Genomic DNA, 22008 nt, shown 5'->3' with positions numbered 1-22008 from the left:
CCGACAGTCGGCTCCGACTGCTGCGCACCAGAACTCGGGAGACCCTCGCATGCCTGTGGAATACGAATCCAATCCGGCTTTCGCCTCGTTCGCACACCCCGAACGCCTCGTCAGCACTGAATGGCTGTCGGCGCACCTCGGAGCTCCCGGACTGAAGATCGTCGAGTCGGACGAAGACGTCCTGTTGTACGACATCGGCCACATCCCGACCGCGCAGAAGGTCGACTGGCACCTGCACCTCAACGATCCGGTGACGCGCGACTACATCGACGGTGAAGCGTTTGCGAAGTTGATGAGCGACAAGGGCATCAGCCGCGACGACACCGTCGTGATCTACGGCGACAAGAACAACTGGTGGGCCGCATACGCCCTCTGGGTGTTCACACTCTTCGGCCACGAAGACGTCCGTCTCCTCGACGGCGGACGTGATGCGTGGATGGACGAGCAGCGGGAGACGTCGTTCGACGTGCCCGCCTACCCGGCCACCGACTACCCGGTGGTGGAGCGCGATGACGCATCGATCCGTGCGTTCGCCGACGATGTGCTGGCCGAGCTCGGCAGGACACCGCTGATCGACGTGCGATCGCCGCAGGAGTACACGGGCGAGCGCACGCACATGCCTGACTACCCGGAGGAAGGCGCACTCCGCGGCGGCCACATCCCGACCGCGGTGTCGATCCCATGGGCCAAGGCCGCTGCGCCGGACAGTCGCTTCCGCACACGCCCCGAGCTCGAAGAGATCTACGCCGGCTTCGACGCTGCGACACCGACCATCGCCTACTGCCGCATCGGCGAGCGCTCGAGCCACACCTGGTTCGTCCTCACGCACCTGCTCGGCTTCGACAACGTCCGCAACTACGACGGCTCCTGGACCGAGTGGGGCAACCGTGTCCGCGTCCCGATCGTGCAGGGCGAAGAGCCCGGCGCGGCACCCGCGCGCTGACAGGAGAGCCGCCGAGATGACGCTGCCAGCTCCGCTCGCCGAGATCGTCGACGACTTCTCAGCGCTCGCCGATTCCGACAAGGTGACGCTGCTGTTGGAGTTCTCGAGCGAGTTGCCCGACATCCCCGAGTCGATGCAGACCGAGGCGATGGAACCGGTCCCCGAGTGTCAGTCGCCGATCTTCCTTTCGGTCGATGCAGCCGACTCGTCGTCGGTCAAGCTGTACTTCAGCGCTCCGCCGGAGGCTCCGACCACCCGCGGTTTCGCCTCGATCCTGCATCAGGGGTTGGACGGCGCGTCCGCACAGGAGATCTCCGACGTCCCGTCGGACTTCTTTCACGATCTGGGTCTGGCATCGGTGATCAGTCCGCTTCGACTCCGAGGAATGGCAGGCATGCTGGCGCGTATCAAGCGTCAGGTGGCCGAGCAGACCGGCGCCTGAGCGCCGACCTGACGAGCGGAGCGAGACGAAGGGCCGCACAGACGAATGGATTTTCTCCAGATCCTCGACGCGCCCGTCGAACCCGGCGGACTCGTCGAGTGGATTCCCACCGTCGAGGGCGGGCTCGGCAACTGGCAGCGCGACGACCGGCAGACCTCGCACAACCACGAGCAGCACCTGCGCGACGCGTTCGAACATCGGGCACGAACCCAACGCGAGGGCGGCCGCGAGTCGTGGCTCGGCCTGTCCATCAACTTCGACGAACCGATGTCGGTTCCGGCGATTCGTGCCGCGCTGATCGCGTGGATCTCCCGACACGAGGTGCTGCGCACGCACGTGGTCCTCAAACGTGACGGCACTGAACGGTACTCGACGCCACCCGAGACCGTTCGGCTGAAGATGACTCGCATCGGCTGGTACACCGAATCGACGATGCTGCTTGAACAGGTGGCCGGATCGTTCGACCGTGCGACCGCTCCCCTGCACTGGCCCGCGTACCGTTTCGCCACCGTCGCTCGCGGCGATTCGTTCACCCTGCTGTTCGCCGCCGACCATTCCCTGGTCGACGGCTACTCCCTGGTCACGGCGCAGTACGAACTGACCGAGCTGTATCGCGCCGAACGCGACCGACGCACCGCGGTGCTCCCGGACACAGGCAGCTACATCGACTTCTCCGATGCCGAGCGGCGAGCCGCCGACGACGCCGGCGCCTCGCATCCGGCCGTACAGACCTGGCGCAGGTTCATCGAGGTCCATGGTGCGCCGTTCTTCGCTCCACTGCGTCCCACGGTGGGCGACTCACCCGACCCGTTCATGGTGGAGCACCCTGCGCAGGCGTCGCGTACCGCGCGTCTGCTCGACGACGCGTCGACCCGCCGTTTCGAGACGGCGTGTGCGGCGGCCGGCGGCAACCTCGTCGCCGGCGTTCTCGCGGCGCTGGCCCTCGCTTACCACCGCAGGGCACCCGATTCAGAGTTCTCTTGTGTGATGCCGCGGCACACCAGAAGCGACCTCCGATGGCAGCATTCCCTCGGATGGTTCGTCGGTCTGGCGCCGATCGCGTTTCCCATCGACGATCAGACTGACATGAGCGAGGCGACCCGCCTCGCGTCCGACGCGCTGCGGACTGGAAGGCACGGAGCCACACTCCCGTTCCTTCGTGTGGCCGAACTGCTCGGCGAGACCCCTGTGCCCAAGTTCGTCGTGTCGTTCATGGACTCGCGGGGCACACCGACGGCCGATGTCGCCGATGCGGGTGGTGCGCAAGTGTTGCGCAGCCACTCGTACGCGGGCGACGAGATGTACGTGTGGGTCAACCGGACGCCGTCGGGCCTGCGGATGCACTCCCGGTACCCGGCCGAACAGCCCGGTCGAGTCGTGCCGTTTCTCGACGACTTCGCCGATCTACTCGCGAGTACGGCGGACGACAGGTAGAACGAGTCCTAAGTTTTCTAGGTGTCGGTCGACCGAGCGATTGCTCGGTGGGTTACGCTCACTGACGGAAATCATGGTGTCCGACACCCCGCGGACACCGTGCAGAGCGCCACACGTGGAGGAATCCCGCGCGCGACGCGCACGCTTACGACGACGGCCCGCAGGCGGGCCCGCCCACAGGAGAGCCAGTGTCTATCGCACAGACGACCATCAAGAAGGTTCTGATCGCCAACCGCGGCGAGATCGCGGTCCGCGTGATCCGCGCAGCCAAGGACGCAGGCATCGCCAGCGTCGCGGTGTACGCGGAGCCCGACGCGAACGCACTGTTCGTGCAGCTCGCCGACGAGGCGTTTGCACTCGGCGGTCAGACGTCCGCCGAGTCGTACCTGGTGTTCGACAAGATTCTCGACGCCGCAGCCCAGTCGGGCGCCGACGCCATCCACCCCGGCTACGGATTCCTCTCGGAGAACGCCGACTTCGCTCAGGCCGTCATCGATGCGGGCATCACCTGGATCGGCCCGTCGCCGCAGTCCATCCGCGACCTCGGCGACAAGGTGACCGCGCGTCACATCGCCGAACGCGCCAAGGCCCCGATGGCCGCAGGCACCAAGGATCCGGTCGCCGACGCGGCCGAGGTGGTCGCATTCGCCGAGCAGTACGGCGTCCCGGTCGCGATCAAGGCCGCATTCGGCGGCGGCGGTCGCGGCATGAAGGTCGCACAGACCATCGAAGAGATCCCCGAACTGTTCGAGTCGGCCACCCGCGAGGCCGTCGCGGCATTCGGACGCGGCGAGTGCTTCGTCGAGCAGTACCTCGACAAGGCTCGCCACGTCGAAGCCCAGGTGATCGCCGACCAGCACGGCAACGTCGTCGTCGCCGGCACCCGCGACTGCTCGCTGCAGCGCCGCTTCCAGAAGCTCGTCGAAGAGGCCCCGGCGCCGTTCCTGACCGACGATCAGCGCGGCCGCATCCACAGCTCAGCCAAGGCCATCTGTCGCGAAGCCGGCTACTACGGTGCGGGCACCGTCGAGTACCTGGTCCAGGGCGACACCGTCTCGTTCCTCGAAGTCAACACCCGCCTGCAGGTGGAGCACCCGGTCACCGAGGAGACCGCGGGCATCGACCTCGTTCGTCAGCAGTTCCGCATCGCCGAAGGCAAGGAACTGACGATCACCGAGGATCCGACCCCGCGCGGTCACTCCTTCGAATTCCGCATCAACGGTGAGGACGCCGGTCGCGGATTCCTCCCCGCACCCGGCCCCGTCGCCGTTTACCGAGAGCCCACCGGCCCCGGCGTGCGCGTCGACTCCGGCGTCCGCGAGGGCGATGTCATCGGCGGCCAGTTCGACTCGATGCTCGCCAAGCTCATCGTGACCGGCGAGAACCGCGAACAGGCTCTCGAGCGTTCGCGTCGCGCGCTCGCCGAGTTCGAGGTCGACGGCCTAGCCACGGTCATCCCGTTCCACCGCCACATCGTGTCCAACCCCGCCTTCATCGGCGGTACGGACGAGAATGGGGTCGAGAAGTTCGACGTCTACACCAAGTGGATCGAGACCGACTGGGACAACACCATCGAGCCGTACACCGGTGGCCAGCCGATCGAGGAAGACGACTCCGCTCCGCGTCAGAAGGTCGTCGTCGAGGTCGGCGGCCGTCGTGTCGAGGTGTCGCTGCCGGGCGACCTGAACCTCGGTGGCGGCTCGGCGAACGGCGCTGTGCGTCGTAAGCCGAAGGCCCGCACCCGCACCAAGGGCGGCGGCAAGGCAGCGTCCGGCGACGCCGTGACCGCACCGATGCAGGGCACCGTCGTCAAGGTCGCCGTCAACGAAGGCGACACCGTCGCCGAGGGCGACCTGGTCGTCGTCCTGGAGGCCATGAAGATGGAGAACCCGGTGACTGCTCACAAGAGCGGCACCGTCACCGGACTGTCGGTCGAGGCAGGCGCCGCCGTCACCCAGGGCACCGCCCTCCTCGAGATCAAGTAGTACGCCAAGTAGTTCTAGAACTCATGGAGCCGGTCGAAGTCAACGCGGGCGCGTGGTATCTGCGCGCTCTGCGGGACGACGACCGGCTCTCTGACGTTCCGGCTCTCGAACTGTTGTCGATCGAGGACGCGGCGGCGTACATCGCGGGCACCGACTCCGGCTGGGCTGACGAGACGCGGTTCGTGTGGGCGGTCTGCATTCCCACGACCGGCGAAGCCGTTGCATTGATCGGCGTCGACGGCGACGTCCTAGCCGGGATCCACCGCGACGGACACGCCGACGCGCTCGACGCAGCCGTCGGTCCGATCACCCGTTTCGCGGTGGGCGCGCTCGGTCTGACCGTCGGCGAATTGGTCCTCCAGACTCCCTGAGCGTTTCGTCCGAACGAAGCCTGAAAAGCTACCGCTCAGTACGTCTATTTCGCCGTATTTGTCGGAACCTACCAGCGAGTACGGGATTCTTGTCACATCCCGAATGGTGGTTGCCGCCACACTGAAACCGGGATAATTAACGCAGTACTGTGCGCTCACCCGCGCCCTTCCCCACACCTTCAAGGAGTCCCTGCGTGTTCAACCGCATCGCGATCGTGAACCGAGGCGAGGCCGGCATGCGCCTCATCAACGCCGTACGAGACCTGAACGCGGAGACCGGTCAGAACATCGAAGTGGTCGCTCTCCACACCGACGTCGACCGGACCGCGACCTACGTCCGTGAAGCCGACATCGCCTACGAGCTCGGCGCAGCGGCAGACCGTCCGTACATCGACCTCGCGGTTCTCCGCCGCGCTCTCATCGAGACCGGCGTCGACGCGGCCTGGGTGGGCTGGGGCTTCGTCGCCGAGGACCCGGCATTCGCCGAACTGTGCGACGAGGTCGGTGTCACGTTCATCGGACCGTCGGCCGAGGCCATGCGCAAGCTCGGCGACAAGATCGGCGCCAAGATCATCGCCGAAGAAGTCGGTGTGCCTGTCGCGCCGTGGAGCAACGGCCCTGTCGACAACCTCGAAGACGCGAAGACCGCGGCCGCGCACATCGGCTACCCGCTCATGTTGAAGGCGACTGCGGGCGGCGGTGGCCGAGGCATCCGCAAGGTGACCGACGACTCCGAACTCGTCGACGCCTACCAGCGCACCCGTGACGAGGCAGAGCGTGCATTCGGCAGCGGCGTCGTCTTCCTCGAACGTCTGGTCACCGGTGCACGGCACGTCGAGGTCCAGGTGATCGCCGACGGCCAGGGCACAGCGTGGGCGCTCGGGGTCCGCGACTGCTCAGTTCAGCGTCGCAACCAGAAGGTCATCGAGGAGTCGGCGTCCCCGGTTCTCTCCCCCGAGCAGGCCGACGAGGTCAAGGCATCCGCCGAGCGCCTGGCAAATGCCGTCGGCTACCGCGGTGCCGCGACTGTGGAGTTCCTGTATCACCCCGGCGAGAAGCTGTTCGCGTTCCTCGAGGTCAACACCCGTCTCCAGGTGGAGCATCCGATCACCGAGCTCACCAACAGCTTCGATCTGGTCCGAGCGCAGTTGCACGTGGCCTCTGGAGGCAAGCTCGACGGTGAGAAGCCGGTCGAACGCGGCCATGCCATCGAGGCCCGCCTCAACGCAGAGGATCCCGACCGCGACTTCGCACCCGCCCCCGGCCGCATCGCGCGCCTCGACCTGCCCACCGGCCCCGGCATCCGCGTCGACACCGGCGTCAGTGAAGGCGACACCATCCCCGCCGACTTCGACTCGATGATCGCCAAGGTGATCGCGTACGGCCGGAACCGCGACGAGGCCCTCGGCCGCCTGCGCCGTGCCATGAGCCGAACCGGCGTGATCATCGAAGGCGGTGCCACCAACAAGAGCTTCGTGCTCGATCTGCTCATTCAGCCCGAGGTGATCGACGCGTCCGCCGACACCGGATGGATCGACCGCGTTCGTGAAGAGGGTCGTCTCGTGTCCCACCGGCACTCGACGATCGCACTCGCCGCAGCCGCCATCGACGCCTACGAAGAGGAGGAGACCGCCGAACGGACCCGACTCCTGGTGACCGCCGCCGGCGGCCGACCGCAGGTGCTGCACGAGAGCGGACGCCCGCTCGACTTCAAACTGCGCGGCGCGGCGTACCGCGTCCGCGTGGCCCGCATCGGCGCGCACCGCTTCCGTGTGGTCGTCGAGGCGGGCGACGACGTCCGGACCGCCGACGTCGCACTCGAACGCTTCGATGAGCACGCAGGCCAGGTGACCGTCGACGGCGTCCGCTACCGCATCCTCACCGACACGCACGGCCCGATCCACCTCGTCGACGTCGACGGTGTGACCCATCGGGTGAGCCGTGACGAGGGCGGCGTGGTCCGCTCCCCCGCGCCCGCACTCGTCATCGCCACACCGCTCGAGGTCGGCGCCGAAGTCCAAGCCGGCGACCCGATCCTCGTCCTCGAGTCGATGAAGATGGAGACCGTGCTCCGCGCACCGTTCAAGGCGCGACTGAAGGAGTGCGCCGTGTCCGTCGGCGCACAGGTCGAGACCGGCGCGCCCCTGCTCCGCCTGGAACCACTGCAGGACGACGATGCTGCGGCCGCCGACACCGGCAGCGCCGCCGTCATCGACCTTCCGGCGTAACCGGAACTCGTGGAGACCGACGACCTCCTCGGCCGCGGCTTGGAGGACCTGCGCAGTCTGCTTCTCGGCTTCGACGTCGACCCCGACGACAACAGCCGGGTGCTGTCGGACTACCTGGCCGCCCGCGAAACGGCCGTCGCGTCGGGCTATGTGCCGCAGGACGGCGAGACCGAACTGATCTCGGTGTTCGCCGACATCGCCGCGCTGAGCGAGCGCCGACCGTCGGACGCGGTCGGCAGCGAGGATCGTGTCCACAGCGCCCGCGAGAACTTCCACACCTACCTGCAGAGTCTCGACGTCGACGTCGCAGGCGTCCCCGCGCGCTTCCAGACTCGACTCTCGTACGCACTCGGCCACTACGGCGTGGACGAGCTCGACCGCACGCCCGATCTCGAAGAGGCGGTCTTCCGCATCTTCCTGGCAATGCAGCGTCCCACCGACACCGTCAAGGTGATCACCACTGTGTTGCGCAAGTGGCTGACCGAACCGGCCCCGGCGTCGGCCGACGGCAACGTCGAATCGGCGGGCCGCGCCCTGGAACGTCTCGTCGACGCCACGCAGGTGCGGTTCCCCGCCGTCGCCGACCTGGCGCGAGGTGTCCTGTTCACCTGGTACGGCCAGCCGCGACTGCTCCGCGACCGCGAGAACGTGTACGCGAAGGTCCGCGCCGATCTTGCACACCTCGACGCGAACCCGGCCGCATCCGACCGGGCCGAGCGCATCTCGGAGATGGTCCGCAGCACCGTTCCACTGGTCAGCATCCTGTCCGATCGTCTTGAGCACGACGACCTCGACGACACGGTAATGCTGGAGGTCCTCACGCGGCGCTACTACGGGAACAAGGGCCTCACCGATGTCCGTTCGCATCGCGACGGAGGCTGCACCTTCGTCGTCGCCGAACGTGACGGATCGGCGCTCGCCTCGATCGCGACGAGCTTCGAGAACCTGCCGACCGCGCTCTCCGGTCTCGCCGACCTGTCAGCGCAGACGCCGTCCGTGGACGCCGACGTGTACGTTCGCTGGGAGAACCAGCCCGACGACTTCGACGGTCTCGCAACCGCACTGTACGAGGTCATCAGCGCCCAGCTGCTGCCCGAGCGGGTTCGCCGCATCACCGCGACCGTCGCGGGCTCCCGCGGCGCCACCATGCACCACCACTTCACGTTCCGTCCGGCGGCCACCGGTCTCGCCGAGGACCGTCTCATCCGCGGGCTCCATCCGCACATCGCACGCCGGATGCAGATGGAACGTCTCCGCAAGTTCGACCTGACCCGCATGTCGTCGTCGGACGACGAAGAGGTGTACCTGTTCCGCGCCGTCGCCAAGGCCAACCCGGCTGACGACCGGCTCATCGCGTTCGCCCAGATCCGCGACCTGACCGCGGTGACCGACGACGACGGGCTGCTGACCCTGCCGACTGCGGAGACCACCTTCGCCACCTGTGTGGACACCATCCGCTCGGCGCAGGCCCAGCGCCCGCGCGGCAAGCGGTTCAACACCAACCGCATCGTCATGTACATCTGGCCGCCGTTGGACGTGTCGCGCGAGCAGGTCCGAAAGATCGTCGCGCACACGGTCCGCACCCAGTCCGTCGACGGCGCCGGCCTGGAAGAGGTGCTGCTGATCGCCCGCCAGCGCGATCGGGACACGCGTGAACTGACGAAGGTCGCGATCCATGTGACGTTCGACGACAACGGCCGCCCGTTGGTCACCGTCGGCGATCCGAGCAACGATCCCGTCGAACCGATCGACGCGTACCGCCAGAAGGTCCTCAAGGCCACCAGCCGCGGCACCGCCTACCCGTACGAACTCGTCGAGCAGCTCGGCGACTTCACCGAGTACGACCTGAACGACGACGGCGCACTCGAACCGGTCGATCGTGCGAAGGGCCGCAACACCGCGGCAGTCGTCGTCGGCACGGTGAGCACGCCTACGGCGAAGTACCCGGAAGGGGTTCGTCGTGTGGTCATGCTCGGCGATCCGACGAAGGCGCTCGGCGCCCTCACCGAACCCGAGTGCCGCCGCTACATCGCAGCTCTCGATCTCGCCGAGGAGCAGCAGCTTCCCGTCGAGTGGTACGCGATCTCGTCCGGTGCTGCAGTCAAGATGGACTCGGGCACCGAGAACCTCGACTGGGTGGCGGCCGCACTCAAGCGGATCGTCGAGTTCACGCAGGACGGCGGCGAGATCAACATCGTCGTCAGCGGCATCAACGTCGGGGGTCAGGCCTATTGGAACGCCGAGGCGACGATGCTCATGCACACCAAGGGCATTCTGGTGATGACACCCGATTCGTCGATGGTGTTGACCGGCAAGCAGGCGCTCGACTTCTCCGGTGGCGTGTCGGCTGAGGACAACTTCGGGCTCGGCGGGTACGACCGCATCATGGGACCGAATGGCGAGGCCCAGTACTGGGCGCCGAACACCGCCGCTGCCATCGAGATCGTCATGAGCCACTACGACCACACCTATGTCGCGCCGGGTGAGGCCGGACCGCGCGGTGCGACGAGCTCCGACCCGATCGACCGTGACATCTCGGCCTTCCCGCACGATCTGGAGGGCAGCGACTTCGCGACGGTCGGCGAGATCTTCTCGGCGACCGCCAACCCGGACCGCAAGAAGCCCTTCGACATCCGGTCCGTCATGCGCGCGGTGGTCGACCAGGACATGCCCGCGCTGGAACGGTGGGCAGGCATGGCCGACGCCGAGACGGTCGTTGTGCAGGACACCCACCTGGGCGGTCACGCGGTGACCCTGATCGGCATCGAGTCGACGCCGATCAACCGTCGGGGTTTCCTCCCGACCGACGGTCCGGACACGTTCAGTGCCGGCACCCTGTTCCCGCAGTCCTCGAAGAAGGCCGCCCGGGCCATCAACGCGGCGAGCGGCAACCGTCCGGTCGTCGTCCTGGCGAACCTGTCGGGCTTCGACGGCTCGCCCGAGTCGCTGCGCAAGCTGCAGCTCGAGTACGGCGCCGAGATCGGCCGCGCGATCATCAACTTCGACGGCCCGATCGTCTTCTGCGTAATCTCGCGCTACCACGGCGGTGCGTTCGTCGTGTTCTCCAAGGCGCTGAACCCGAACATGACCGTTCTGGCCATCGACGGTTCGTTCGCGTCGGTGCTCGGCGGTGCACCCGCCGCGGCCGTCGTGTTCTCCGGCGAGGTCGGCGTACGTACCGCGAACGATCCCCGCGTCGAGGCCCTCGCAGAACGCGTCACCGAGGCCACGGGCGCCGACCGCGCGACCCTGGCAGCCGAACTCGACGAACTCCGCACCTCGGTGCGGGCCGAGAAGATCTCCGAGATGGCAGCGGAGTTCGACGCCGTCCACGACATCAACCGCGCGGTCCGCGTCGGTTCGGTCGACGAGGTCATCGCTGCGGCGGAACTGCGTCCGAAGTTGATCGGCGCGATCACGACGTAGTTCGGAGCTCTGCCAGACGGGAGCGGCCCTTCACTCTTTCGGTGGAGGGCCGCTCGTCGTCTGTCAGGCCTGTGTCGGCGCCCCGGGTGCGACCCACGGCTGGAGCGGCAGTCGTATCCCCTCGGTGTCGAACGCGCGCAGGATCCTGCTGCGCAGGTGACGCTGCACAGACCACTGCGCTCCGGGCTCGGTCCTGACGGTGAGCCGCAGCTCGGCGTGTGACGGAGTGACCTCCTGAACGCCCAGCATCTCCGGCTCCCCGCGAACGTTCTTCACCACGGCCCCCTCAGTTGCTGCGTCGACGGCCGCCGCAAGAGCGACGTCTTGGGCACGGTCGAGGTCGACGTCGGTCGCGACCGGCACCTCCACGCGGGCGACCGCGAAGTCCTGACTCATGTTGCCGACGCGTTCGATCTCACCGTTGCGGATGTACCAGAGGGTCCCGTCCATGTCGCGCACGGTGGTGATCCGCAGTCCGACCGATTCGATCTCACCGACAACATCGCCGAAGTCCGCGATGTCGCCCACCCCGTACTGGTCCTCCATCATCATGAAGACTCCCGACACGAAATCGGCGACGAGGTGCTGGGCACCGAAACCTATCGCGAGTCCGATGATTCCGGCGGACGCGATGAACGGGGCGATGTTCACGTCGAGCTCGGACAGGATCGAGAGCGCCAACCACACCACGACGACCACCGAGACGGTCGACTTGAGCACCGACCCGATGGTCTTGGCGCGCTGCGCCCGTCGGGCGACCACCCTGGGGGCGGTCCTGTTAGTCCGATCCCGGAGGGCTTTGATCATCCCTGGACGTTCGTCGGGCGCGGTGCGCGATCTGGGCCGCGTCGCTCGATCGATCACCCGGAAGAGCAGCCATCTGATCACCAACGCGGCGACGACGTAGCAGGCGATTCTGACCGGCGTCTCGATCAGCCACGCGCGGTTCGCTTCTGTCCATTCGAATGCGATCACTTGAGTAGACATGGTCCCGACCGTACGGACGATGTCGCATCTCGACATCCTCCCTGGGTACGAGGAGCACAGCGGCGACGCTCCATGTGATAGTAATGATTGTCATTTTCATTATAGAGGAGGAACCATGAAGGTCCGATCATCGCTGCGGTCGCTGAAGAACCAACCCGGCGCACAGGTGGTGAAGCGACACGGACGCGTGTACGTCATCAACAAGCTGAATCCCAGGTTCAAGGCACGCCAAGGATGACCTTTCGTCCATGACGCCAGGGTTAAACCCACGTCATCCTTCGATGATGGATTCGCGATTGCACGTCGATAGACTGTGGCCGCAATCGGTTCGCTCGGCAGCGCTCACCATGGAGCCCCTGTGTCGCCGTCGAGCGTCGACGTGGTGCCGCCCCGGCGTCGTCACGAAGAGGGAATCCGGTGAGAAACCGGAGCTGTCCCGCAGCGGTATGTCGGAACGACCGCCGTCACACGCACTGGACCCGTGAACATCCGGGTCTGGGAAGCGACGGCCAGTAGGTGCGCCCACGCGCCCGCCGACGAGCCCGAAGACCTGCCGGTTGTACTGGGCGCGCCGCGCCCGGTGGCTGTCCGCCTCGTGGATTGGGCGATGACACCGAGTGCACGGTCGTCGTTCGACGGACCGTCCATTCGTGACATCTCCCGCAGGGCGACGGCCGTCCGCACCGCATGCAGGAGATACAACAGTCATGTCCCTCGACACGACACATCCGACAACATCCCCCTTCAACGCGACCGTGCCGGGCACGGCGCGTATCGGAGCGAATCGAGAGCTCAAGCGCGCAGTCGAAGCCTATTGGGCCGGTCGGTCCGACCGTGCCGCTCTCGAATCGGTCGCCGCAGTCCTTCGCCGCGACGGATGGCGCCAACTCTTGACCGCCGGACTCGACTCGATCCCGGTCAACACGTTCTCGTACTACGACCAGATCCTCGACACCGCTGTACTCCTCGGAGCGCTTCCGACACGCGTCGCGTCGATCGACGACCCGCTAGACGCGTACTTCGCGGCCGCGCGCGGTTCAGACGGCGCCGGAAGCGAAGCGAGCGGGCCTTGTTCACACGGCGTGGCGCCGCTGGAGATGACGAAGTGGTTCGACACGAACTACCACTATCTGGTGCCGGAGATCGGCGCGGACATCACGTTCGCACTCGATCCGACCAAGGTGCTGTCCGAGCTCGCCGAAGCCCGGGCGCAAGGCGTCCCCGCCCGGCCGGTGGTGATCGGGCCGATCACGTTCCTCGGGCTGTCCAAGCCCGCGACGGCGGACGATGCGAACCCGCTGTCGCGCATCGACGAGCTGATCCCGCTGTATGTCGACCTGCTCGAGCGTTTGGCTGCCGCGGGTGCGTCATGGGTGCAGATCGACGAGCCGATCCTGGTGACCGACTCCCACGAGGGTCTCGCTGAACTGGCCGAACGCGTCTACGGCACACTGGCCGCGGCGACGGATCGCCCGTCGATCCTCGTGCAGACGTACTTCGGCGATGCGGGCGACGCCCTGGCCGCATTGGCACGGACCGACGTCGAAGGTGTCGGCGTCGATCTGGTGAGCGGGTCCGTCGAGACCGTGCTGGCTGCTGGTCTCGACGACAAGCACGTCGTCGCGGGTGTGGTCGACGGCCGCAACGTGTGGCGTACCGACCTCGACGCGGCGCTGGGCCGCCTCGAGTCGATCCGCGGAGTCGTCGGCACGCTCGCGGTGTCCACGTCCTGTTCCACGCTGCACGTCCCCTACACGCTGCGCGGCGAGGACGGTCTCGACCCGGCGCTGCACGGCTGGCTGGCGTTCGCCGAGGAGAAGGTCGGCGAGGTCACCGCATTGGGTCGGGCCTACGCGCACGGCCGGGCCTACCAGGCTGCCGAGTTCGACGCCGCACGTGCCGCGCTGGCATCCCGCTCAGGCGATCCGCGTCTGCACGTCGACTCCGTCCGCGGCCGCCTCGCTGCTCTGACAAGCGCCGACTCGACCCGTACGGCCGCCGCCGATCGCCGCGTGATCCAGGACGCCGCGCTCGGCCTGCCGACTCTCGCGACCACCACGATCGGCTCGTATCCGCAGACCACTGACATCCGCAAGGCGCGTCAGGCGTTGCGCACCGGTGCGATCGACGAGGCCGGCTACGTCGAGCGCATGCGCGCCGAGATCGCCGATGTCATCGCATTGCAGGAGCGGATCGGACTCGATGTGCTCGTGCACGGCGAGCCCGAGCGCAACGACATGGTGCAGTACTTCGCCGAGCAGCTCGACGGGTTCTTCGCCACCGCGAACGGCTGGGTGCAGTCGTACGGCTCGCGCTGTGTCCGTCCGCCGATCCTCTTCGGCGACGTGGTGCGCCCGGCCGCGATGACCGTCGACTGGATCTCCTACGCTCAGTCGCTCACGTCCAAGCCTGTCAAGGGCATGCTGACCGGTCCGGTGACCATCCTGGCGTGGTCGTTCGTCCGGGACGATCAGCCGCTCGCCGTCTCGGCGAACCAGGTTGCGCTCGCCATCCGCGACGAGACCGTCGACCTCGAACGCTCGGGTGCCACGATCATCCAGGTCGATGAACCGGCCCTCCGTGAACTGCTGCCGCTGCGGGCCGCCGACCGGGAGGCGTACCTCGACTGGGCCGTCACGTCGTTCCGCCTGTCGACGGCGGGCGTGGCCGACGCGACGCAGATCCACACGCACCTGTGCTACTCGGAGTTCGGCGAGGTCATCGGCGCGATCGCGGGATTGGACGCCGACGTCACCTCCATCGAGGCGGCCCGCTCGCACATGGAGGTGCTCGCGGACCTCAACGCGATCGGCTTCGCGACGCAGGTGGGACCGGGCGTCTATGACATCCACTCGCCGCGCGTGCCGGGCGTCGACGAGATCGCCGCTTCACTGCGGGAGGCGTTGGCCGCGGTCCCGGCCGACCGTCTCTGGGTGAACCCCGACTGCGGACTCAAGACCCGCACCACGGCCGAGGTGACCGAAGCGCTGACCAACATGGTTCAGGCCGCGGCCGCCGTGCGCTGACCGGCCCACACGACGACTGCGGCCCGCGAGAATTCTCGCGGGCCACAGTCGTCGTCTGCCGCGGTCCGTTGGTGAGCCGGACCGCGGCGGACGGAGTTCAGCCGAGTTCCACCAGGAGGTCGCCCGGCGACACCTCGGTTGCGGTGGTGAACACGACTCGCCGAACGGTTCCCGCCGTCGGACTCGTGATCGACGCCTCCATCTTCATCGCCTCGATCGTCGCGACGACCGCCCCCGCGGCGACCGTGTCCCCCACGCCCACCGTCACCGACACGACACCGGCGAACGGTGCGCCGACATGGCTCGGATTGTTTTTATCCGCCTGTTCGGCGGCCGCGACGACCGCGTCCACACCGCGGTCCCGGACGAACACCGACCGCAGGTGGCCGTTGACGGTAAGCAGCACGGTACGGACGCCGGTGTCATCGGGCTCGCTGATCGCTTCCAGCGAGATCAGCAGGTCGACGCCCGGGCGCAACTTCACCCGATGCTCCAGACCGGGCTGCAGCCCGAAGAAGAACTGGTGCGCCGGAAGCTTGGACGTGTCGCCGAACTTCGCCAGGTGGTCGAGGTAGTCGGCCGTAGGGCCGGGGAACAGCAAGCGGTTCAGCGCCTGCCTGCGGACGGTTCCGCCCGTGTTCAGCGCATCGAGATCGTCCACTGTCAGTTCGGTCACGACACTGCGGCGTTCGCGGCCTGCGAGGACCAGTGATCGCAGCGGCTCGGGCCAACCGGCGGCCGGCTCCCCCAGTTCCCCGTTGAGGAAGCCGATTACCGAGTCGGGGATGTCGTACGCCGCCGGGTTGGCCGCGAACTGCTCTGCGGTCACACCCTGTGCGACGAATGCGATCGCCAGATCGCCGACCACCTTCGACGACGGTGTCACCTTCACCGGACGCAACAGCAGTTCGTTGGCCGCCGCATAGGCGTTCTCGACAGCTTCGAAGCGGTTGCCGACACCGATCGACGTCGCCTGCTGTCGCAGGTTCGACAGCTGCCCGCCCGGGATCTCGTGCGTGTACACCCGGCCCGTCGGCGCGGGGATGCCCGACTCGAACGGCGCATACTCGCGACGGACCGCCTCCCAATACGGCTCCATCGAGCACACAGCACCAAGGTCTAGTCCCGTGTCGTACTCGGTGTGCGCGGCCGCCGCCACGATCGCCGACAGCGACGGCTGACTCGTCGTCCCCGCCAATGCGGCACTCGCACCGTCGACCGCATCCGCACCGGCTTCCCACGCCGCGAGATACGTCGCCAACTGGCCGCCAGGCGTGTCGTGGGTGTGCAGGTGGATCGGCAGATCGAAGTTCGATCGCAGCGCCGACACCAGGGTGCGAGCCGCGGCCGGACGGAGCAGACCGGCCATGTCCTTGATCGCGAGCACGTGCGCGCCGGCGTCGACGATGTGCTCCGCCAACCGCAGGTAGTGGTCGAGGGTGTAGACGTCCTCGGCGGGGTTCGCGAGGTCTCCGGTGTAACTCATCGCCACCTCGGCCACCGTGGTGCCGGTCTCCAGGACCGCGTCGATCGCCGGACGCATCGCGTCGACGCTGTTCAGGGCGTCGAAGATGCGGAAGATGTCGATGCCGGTATCGGCGGCCTCACGCACGAACGCCGTTGTCACATCCGTGGGGTACGGGGTGTAGCCGACGGTGTTCTTGCCGCGCAGCAGCATCTGCAGGCAGATGTTGGGTATCGCCTCCCGCAGGCGCGCCAGCCGATCCCACGGGTCCTCTTTCAGGAATCGCAGGGCCACGTCGTAGGTGGCGCCTCCCCAGCATTCCACCGACAGCAGCTCCGGTGTCGTCGCCGCGACGTACGGCCCGGCCACCGACAGTCCGCTGGTCCGGACGCGTGTCGCCAACAGAGACTGGTGAGCGTCGCGGAACGTGGTGTCGGTGACGGCCAGGGCCTTCTGCTCGCGGAGCGCGCGTGCGAATCCGGCGGGGCCCAGCCCGTCGAGCCGCTGTTTGGAACCGGCAGGCGGTGATGCGAGGACCGACCGGTCGAGCGCGGGCAGCTTGGTGTGCGGGTGGACGGGCGTCGGCAGTTCGCCGTACGGCTTGTGAACTGTCACATCCGCCAGATACGACAGCAGCTTGGTGCCCTTGTCGTCGTCGACGCGCGCGGTGAGCAGGTCGGGCCGGTCCTCGATGAACGCCGTCGTGATCCGGCCCGCACGGAAGTCCGGGTCGTCGAGCACCGCCTGCAGGAAACTGATGTTCGTGGTGACGCCGCGGATCCGGAACTCGGCGAGCGCACGACGTTCTCGTCGGACCGCGGTGTCGAAGTCCGCGCCGCGGCAAGTCAGCTTCACCAACATCGAATCGAAGTGTCCGGTCACCTCGCTGCCGAGGGCCGCGGCGCCGTCGAGCCGGACGCCCGCGCCGCCCGGTGCACGGTACGCGGTGACCTTCCCGGTCGCCGGGCGGAAGCCCGCCGCCGGGTCCTCGGTGGTGATGCGACACTGCAGTGCGGCACCGCGGATCGCGATCGTGTCCTGGCGCAGACCCAGGTCGGCGAGGGACGCTCCCGCCGCCACCCGCAACTGCGCGGCGACGAGGTCGACGTCGGTGATCTCCTCGGTGACCGTGTGCTCCACTTGAATGCGCGGATTCATCTCGATGAAGAAGTGCTGACCGCGTTCGTCGACGAGGAACTCGACGGTGCCCGCACACGAGTAGCCGATCTGGCGCGCGAACGCGACGGCGTCCGCGCAGATCCGCTCACGCAGCGCCGGGTCGAGGTTCGGCGCGGGCGCGATCTCGACGACCTTCTGATGTCGGCGCTGCAGGCTGCAGTCCCGTTCGTAGAGATGGACGACGTCACCGTGCGAGTCGGCGAGGATCTGCACCTCGATGTGGCGGGGATTCACCACCGCCTGTTCGAGGAACACCGTCGGATTGCCGAACGCGGCGGCCGCCTCACGCGACGCCGCCCCGACCGCCTCGGCGAGCTCTGCGATCTCGCCGACGCGACGCATGCCCCGGCCACCGCCGCCGGCGACCGCTTTCACGAACACCGGGAAGGTCATGTCGGTGGCAGCGGCGAGCAGGTCGTCGACATTCGACGACGGTGCGGATCCGGCCAGGACCGGCAGTCCCGCCGCGCGGGCCGCTGTCACCGCCTGCTGCTTGTCGCCGGTGAGGCGCAGGACATCGGCGCTGGGACCGACGAACGTGATGCCCTCCCGCGCACAGGCTCCCGCGAGGTCCGGATTCTCGGAGATGAACCCGTAGCCGGGATACACCGCGTCGGCGCCGCATTCGCGCGCCACCCGCACGATCTCCTCGACGTTCAGATACGCCTGCACCGGATGGCCGGGCTCGCCAATCTGATACGCCTCGTCGGCCTTGCCGCGGTGGATGCAGTGCCTGTCCTCCGCGGGGTAGACGGCGACGGTGCTCGCACCGAGTTCGTACGCCGCTCGGAAGGCGCGGACCGCGATCTCACCGCGGTTCGCCACCAGGATCTTGTCGAACATGAAACTCTTCGCTGCCTCTCTCGAGCAGGTGGGCTGGACGCCGCTCTCAGGCGGGAAGCGGGCGCTGCTGTGGTCCGGAGTAAGCGGACAGCGGCCTGATCAGGGCGTTGGACGCGGCCTGCTCCGTGATGTGAGCGGTCCACCCGGTGATGCGGCTCATGACGAAGATCGGCGTGAACGCACCGATGTCGAAGCCCATCAGGTGGTAGGCCGGGCCTGTCGGGAAGTCGAGATTGGGCCGGATGCCGGTGCGGCCTACCATCACCTGTTCGAGTTCCCGATAGATGCCAAGCCACTTGTGGTCGTCGAGATGATCGGCCACCTCGACGAGCGCGTCGTACATCGTCGGGACGCGCGAGTCGCCGTTCTTGTAGACGCGGTGCCCGAAGCCCATCACCTTCTCTTTGGCGTCGAGCTTGGCGTTGAGCCAGTCGGCGGCGCGTTCGGGACGGTCGATGTCGATCATGTCGTACATGACGGCCTCGTTGGCGCCGCCGTGCAGCGATCCCTTGAGGGCGCCGATGGCGGCGGTGACGGCGCTGTACATGTCCGAACCGGTCGACGTGACGACGCGCGCGGCGAACGTCGACGCGTTGAAACTGTGCTCGGCGTACAGCACCATCGACTTCTCGAATGCACGCACGATCACCGGGTCGGGGACCTCGCCGAAGCACATGGCGAGGAAGTTCTCGGCGTACCCGAGGCCGTGATGCGGTGCGATCGGATCCAGACCGCGGCGACGTCGCATGTCGGCGGCGACGATCGTCGGGAGAATCGCATACATGCGCTGTGCCTTCTCCATCAGGGCGTCCGCGCCGGTCGCGTCCTCATCCGGATCCTCGGTGCCGAGGTAACTGATCATCGTCCGGACTACGTCCATCGGATGGCAGGTGTCCGGTGTACGAGCGAGCACCGCCTGGGCGGACCGGTCCAGTCGACGGGCCGCTCTCTCGCGCTGCACGAACTGCGCCAACTGTAGATCGGTGGGAAGTTCGCCGTACCAGAGCAGGTACGCGACCTGCTCGAACGAACAGTTCGCGGCCAGATCCTGCACCGCATAGCCCCGGTAGGTCAGCGAGTTGGTCTCGGGCACAACTTTCGACACCGCCGTCGTGTCGACGACGACGCCTGCCAGGCCCTTGTAGACGGTCGGTGTGCTCTCTGCGGCACTGCCGGCGGTGCTCATGATCGCTCCCCTTTGGTCGAATAGGTGAAGAGGTTGGTGTCGAACGCGTTGTAGTCGGAGTAGCGGAGGAACTCGTACAACCGAGATCGGTGCTGCATCTTGTCGAGCAGCCCGGCCTGTGTGCCTTCCTCGGCGATCGCGGCGAGACCCGCTTCGACCGCTCCCATCGCCAGGCGGAGTGTGGTGACGGGGTAGATCACCGCGTTGTAGCCGAGATTGCGCAGTCGATCTGTCGTCAGCAGCGTCGACTTCCCGAACTCAGTCATGTTCGCGAGCAGCGGCGCGTCCACCGCGGCCCGGAAGGCCGCGAACTCGCTCGCATCGGCGAGCGCCTCGGTGAAGATGAGGTCCGCTCCGGCGTCGACGTAGGCCTTAGCCCGCTCGATCGCGGCGTCCAGGCCGTCCACACCGCGTGCATCGGTCCGCGCACAGACGATGAAGTTCGGATCGCGGCGAGCCCCGACGGCCGCAGCGATCCGGCGGATCATCTCGCCGGTGGGGACGACCTCCTTGCCGTCCAGATGACCGCAGCGTTTCGGATTCACCTGGTCTTCGAGGTGACATCCGGCCAGGCCCGCGTCCTCGAGTACAGAGACCGTCCGCGCCGCGCTCATCGGCTCACCGAAGCCGGTGTCCGCGTCTATCAGCGTGGGCAACTCGGTGGAACGCGCGATGGCGCCGCCCCGCGCCGCCACCTCGGTGAGTGTCGTCAGTCCGATGTCGGGCAGCCCCAGATCGGCGGAGAGCGCGGCGCCCGAGACGTACACCCCTTCGAAACCTGTCTCGGCGACGATCTTCGCAACCAGCGGGCTGAACGCCCCCGGCCAGCGCTGCAGCTCTCCGGAGTCGAGCGCCGCGCGGAGGGTCGCGCGCTTCTCTGCATCGGTGCCCCTCGACGTGAACAGGCCCGTCGCGTCGCTCATCAGAGGATTCCCTCGCTGGTGGCGGCAGCCGAGTCGAGCACGCTGTCGAGCACCCGCACGTTGAGGCCTGCGAGGCCGCCTGCCGCCTTGTCTGCGACCGTGGTTGCGGCGTCGACGAAACGTGCTTGTTCGGCGGGGTCGACCACGCCGTCGGCCATGCGGGCGAACTTGGCCAGGTACTGTTCGCGGCCGAACGGGCGGGCGCCCAGCGGATGAGCATCGGCCACGGCTAGTTCGTCCTCGATCACCTCTCCGCTCTTGAGCGTCACCACGGCACGCGCGCCGAACGCCTTCTCGTTCGGGTCGGCCGAGTGATAGCGACGTGTCCACTCGGGGTCCTCGACAGTGGAGATCTTCCGCCAGAGCTCAACCGTGTCAGGGCGAGCAGCACGCTCGGGCGCATAGGAACGCTCATGATCCCAGTCGCCGTCCTGCAGTGCGACAGCGAAGATGTACATCACGGAGTGGTCGAGCGTCTCACGGCTGGCGGTGGGATCGAACTTCTGCGGATCGTTCGAGCCGGTGCCGATCACGTAGTGGGTGTGATGGCTGGTGTGCAGCACGATCGACGCGATCTGATCGAGGTCGCCGATGCGGCTGCGCATGCGACGCGCGAGGTCGATCGGCGCCTGGCTCTGGTACTCGGCGGAGTGCTCCTTGGTGTAGCTGTCGAGAATCGCGCGCTTGCCCTCGCCCGGGGCGGGCAGCGGAATCGTATACGTCGCGTCGGAACCGCCGAGCAGCCACGCGATCACGCCGTCCTCGCCCTCCCAGATCGGGGAAGGCGCGCCCTCTCCTCGCATCGCGCGGTCGACGGCCTCGACGGCGACCTTGCCGGCATGCGCCGGTGCGTACGCCTTCCAGCTGGAGATGGCGCCCTTGCGCGACTGCCGAGTGGCGGTCGTCAGGTGCAGAGCCTGCCCGACGGCTTGGTAGATGGTGTCGACGTCGAGTCCGAGCATGGTGCCGATACCCGCGGCGGCCGATGGTCCGAGGTGGGCCACGTGGTCGATCTTGTGCTCGTGCAGGCACAGCCCGCGGACTAGATCGATCTGGATCTCGTACGCGGTCGCGAGCCCGCGGATGAGGTCGGCTCCCGAAGCGCCAGTTCGCTGTGCGACGGCGACGAGCGGCGGGATGTTGTCGCCCGGATGCGAGTACTCGGCTGCCAGGAAGGTGTCGTGGAAGTCGAGCTCACGCACCGCCACTCCGTTCGCCCAAGCCGCCCACTCGGGCGCGAACTCGCCGTCCACGCCGAACACGGTCGATCCCCCGGCGAGAGGGCGGGTGAGCGCCTGACGGCGGGCACTCGTGACCGGTCGGCGAGCGACCGACGCGGCACTCACCGCTGCGTTGTCGATGATGCGATTGACGATCATCTCGGCGGTGTCAGCTGGCACGGCGACCGGATCGGCTGCGACCTTCGCGATCTTGTACGCGAGGTGATCCTCGATCGGAAAGTCTTCGGCGCTGCGTCGGGTGCGAACTTCGTGGTTGATCATGTTTGCACCGTACGCAGTGAACCAAGATCGGCGAAAGGCCTGGCAGATGCGTATTTGTGCGTATCTTT

12 protein-coding genes, 1 pseudogene and 1 riboswitch are annotated in these 22008 nt (G+C 67.4%); of the genes and pseudogenes, 8 read left to right on the top strand and 5 right to left on the bottom strand.

Going from position 1 to position 22008, the window contains the following annotated elements:
- Nucleotides 1-49: 49 nt before the first annotated feature.
- The 6 genes and pseudogenes from JVX90_RS04660 to JVX90_RS04635 all read left to right on the top strand — a co-directional run bounded on the left by JVX90_RS04660 (nt 50) and on the right by JVX90_RS04635 (nt 10829).
- Nucleotides 50-943 carry a sulfurtransferase gene (locus tag JVX90_RS04660; RefSeq protein WP_205331267.1) on the top strand — a complete coding sequence of 298 codons (894 nt, stop codon included), beginning with the start codon at nt 50-52 and terminating at the stop codon, nt 941-943.
- A gap of 16 nt (nt 944-959) precedes the next feature.
- Nucleotides 960-1385 (top strand): SufE family protein, encoded by a 426-nt coding sequence (locus JVX90_RS04655; RefSeq protein WP_205331266.1) that lies wholly within the window; start codon nt 960-962, stop codon nt 1383-1385.
- 45 nt (nt 1386-1430) lie between these two features.
- Nucleotides 1431-2819, top strand: coding sequence for a condensation domain-containing protein (locus JVX90_RS04650; protein WP_205331265.1), 1389 nt, complete (start codon nt 1431-1433; stop codon nt 2817-2819).
- 188 nt (nt 2820-3007) lie between these two features.
- Nucleotides 3008-4804 (top strand): acetyl/propionyl/methylcrotonyl-CoA carboxylase subunit alpha, encoded by a 1797-nt coding sequence (locus JVX90_RS04645; protein WP_205331264.1) that lies wholly within the window; start codon nt 3008-3010, stop codon nt 4802-4804.
- Between the two features lie 23 nt (nt 4805-4827).
- A complete protein-coding gene (locus JVX90_RS04640) occupies nt 4828-5175 on the top strand; it encodes a hypothetical protein (RefSeq protein WP_205331263.1) in 348 nt (115 codons plus the stop codon).
- A gap of 194 nt (nt 5176-5369) precedes the next feature.
- Nucleotides 5370-10829 (top strand): annotated as a pseudogene (locus JVX90_RS04635) (carboxyl transferase domain-containing protein).
- Nucleotides 10830-10892: 63 nt separating this feature from the next.
- Here the strand turns inward: JVX90_RS04635 and JVX90_RS04630 are convergent.
- Nucleotides 10893-11816: a mechanosensitive ion channel domain-containing protein gene (locus JVX90_RS04630; RefSeq protein ID WP_205331262.1), complete on the bottom strand. Its 924-nt coding sequence runs from the start codon at nt 11814-11816 to the stop codon at nt 10893-10895.
- Between the two features lie 115 nt (nt 11817-11931).
- Between JVX90_RS04630 and ykgO the strand changes: the two genes are divergently transcribed.
- A complete protein-coding gene (gene ykgO / locus JVX90_RS04625) occupies nt 11932-12054 on the top strand; it encodes a type B 50S ribosomal protein L36 (protein ID WP_040520188.1) in 123 nt (40 codons plus the stop codon).
- Between the two features lie 136 nt (nt 12055-12190).
- Nucleotides 12191-12389: riboswitch (cobalamin riboswitch) on the top strand.
- Between the two features lie 134 nt (nt 12390-12523).
- Nucleotides 12524-14842 (top strand): 5-methyltetrahydropteroyltriglutamate--homocysteine S-methyltransferase, encoded by a 2319-nt coding sequence (metE, locus tag JVX90_RS04620; protein WP_205331261.1) that lies wholly within the window; start codon nt 12524-12526, stop codon nt 14840-14842.
- 97 nt (nt 14843-14939) lie between these two features.
- On the opposite strand, the gene JVX90_RS04615 is transcribed toward metE, so the two are convergent.
- From JVX90_RS04615 to prpD, 4 genes are read right to left on the bottom strand one after another with little or no spacing between them, the layout of a single operon-like run.
- Entirely contained in the window at nt 14940-18329 is a 3390-nt protein-coding gene (locus tag JVX90_RS04615; RefSeq protein WP_205331260.1) for a pyruvate carboxylase, read from the bottom strand.
- 46 nt (nt 18330-18375) lie between these two features.
- Complete coding sequence (locus JVX90_RS04610; protein WP_205331259.1) at nt 18376-19515, bottom strand: bifunctional 2-methylcitrate synthase/citrate synthase; 1140 nt, start codon at nt 19513-19515, stop codon at nt 18376-18378.
- On the bottom strand, nt 19512-20438 hold the full coding sequence (gene prpB, locus JVX90_RS04605) for a methylisocitrate lyase (RefSeq protein WP_205331258.1): 927 nt from the start codon (nt 20436-20438) through the stop codon (nt 19512-19514). The genes JVX90_RS04610 and prpB overlap by 4 nt, the downstream gene beginning before the upstream one ends.
- Entirely contained in the window at nt 20438-21940 is a 1503-nt protein-coding gene (gene prpD / locus JVX90_RS04600; RefSeq protein WP_205331257.1) for a 2-methylcitrate dehydratase PrpD, read from the bottom strand. The genes prpB and prpD overlap by 1 nt, the downstream gene beginning before the upstream one ends.
- Nucleotides 21941-22008 lie beyond the last annotated feature (68 nt).

Origin of the sequence: Gordonia sp. PDNC005 (assembly GCF_016919385.1) — a bacterium.
In the GTDB taxonomy this organism is placed as follows: Bacteria; Actinomycetota; Actinomycetes; order Mycobacteriales; family Mycobacteriaceae; genus Gordonia.
The sequence above is the reverse complement of the archived record's forward strand: the minus strand, read 5'-3'. Positions and strand labels throughout refer to the sequence as shown.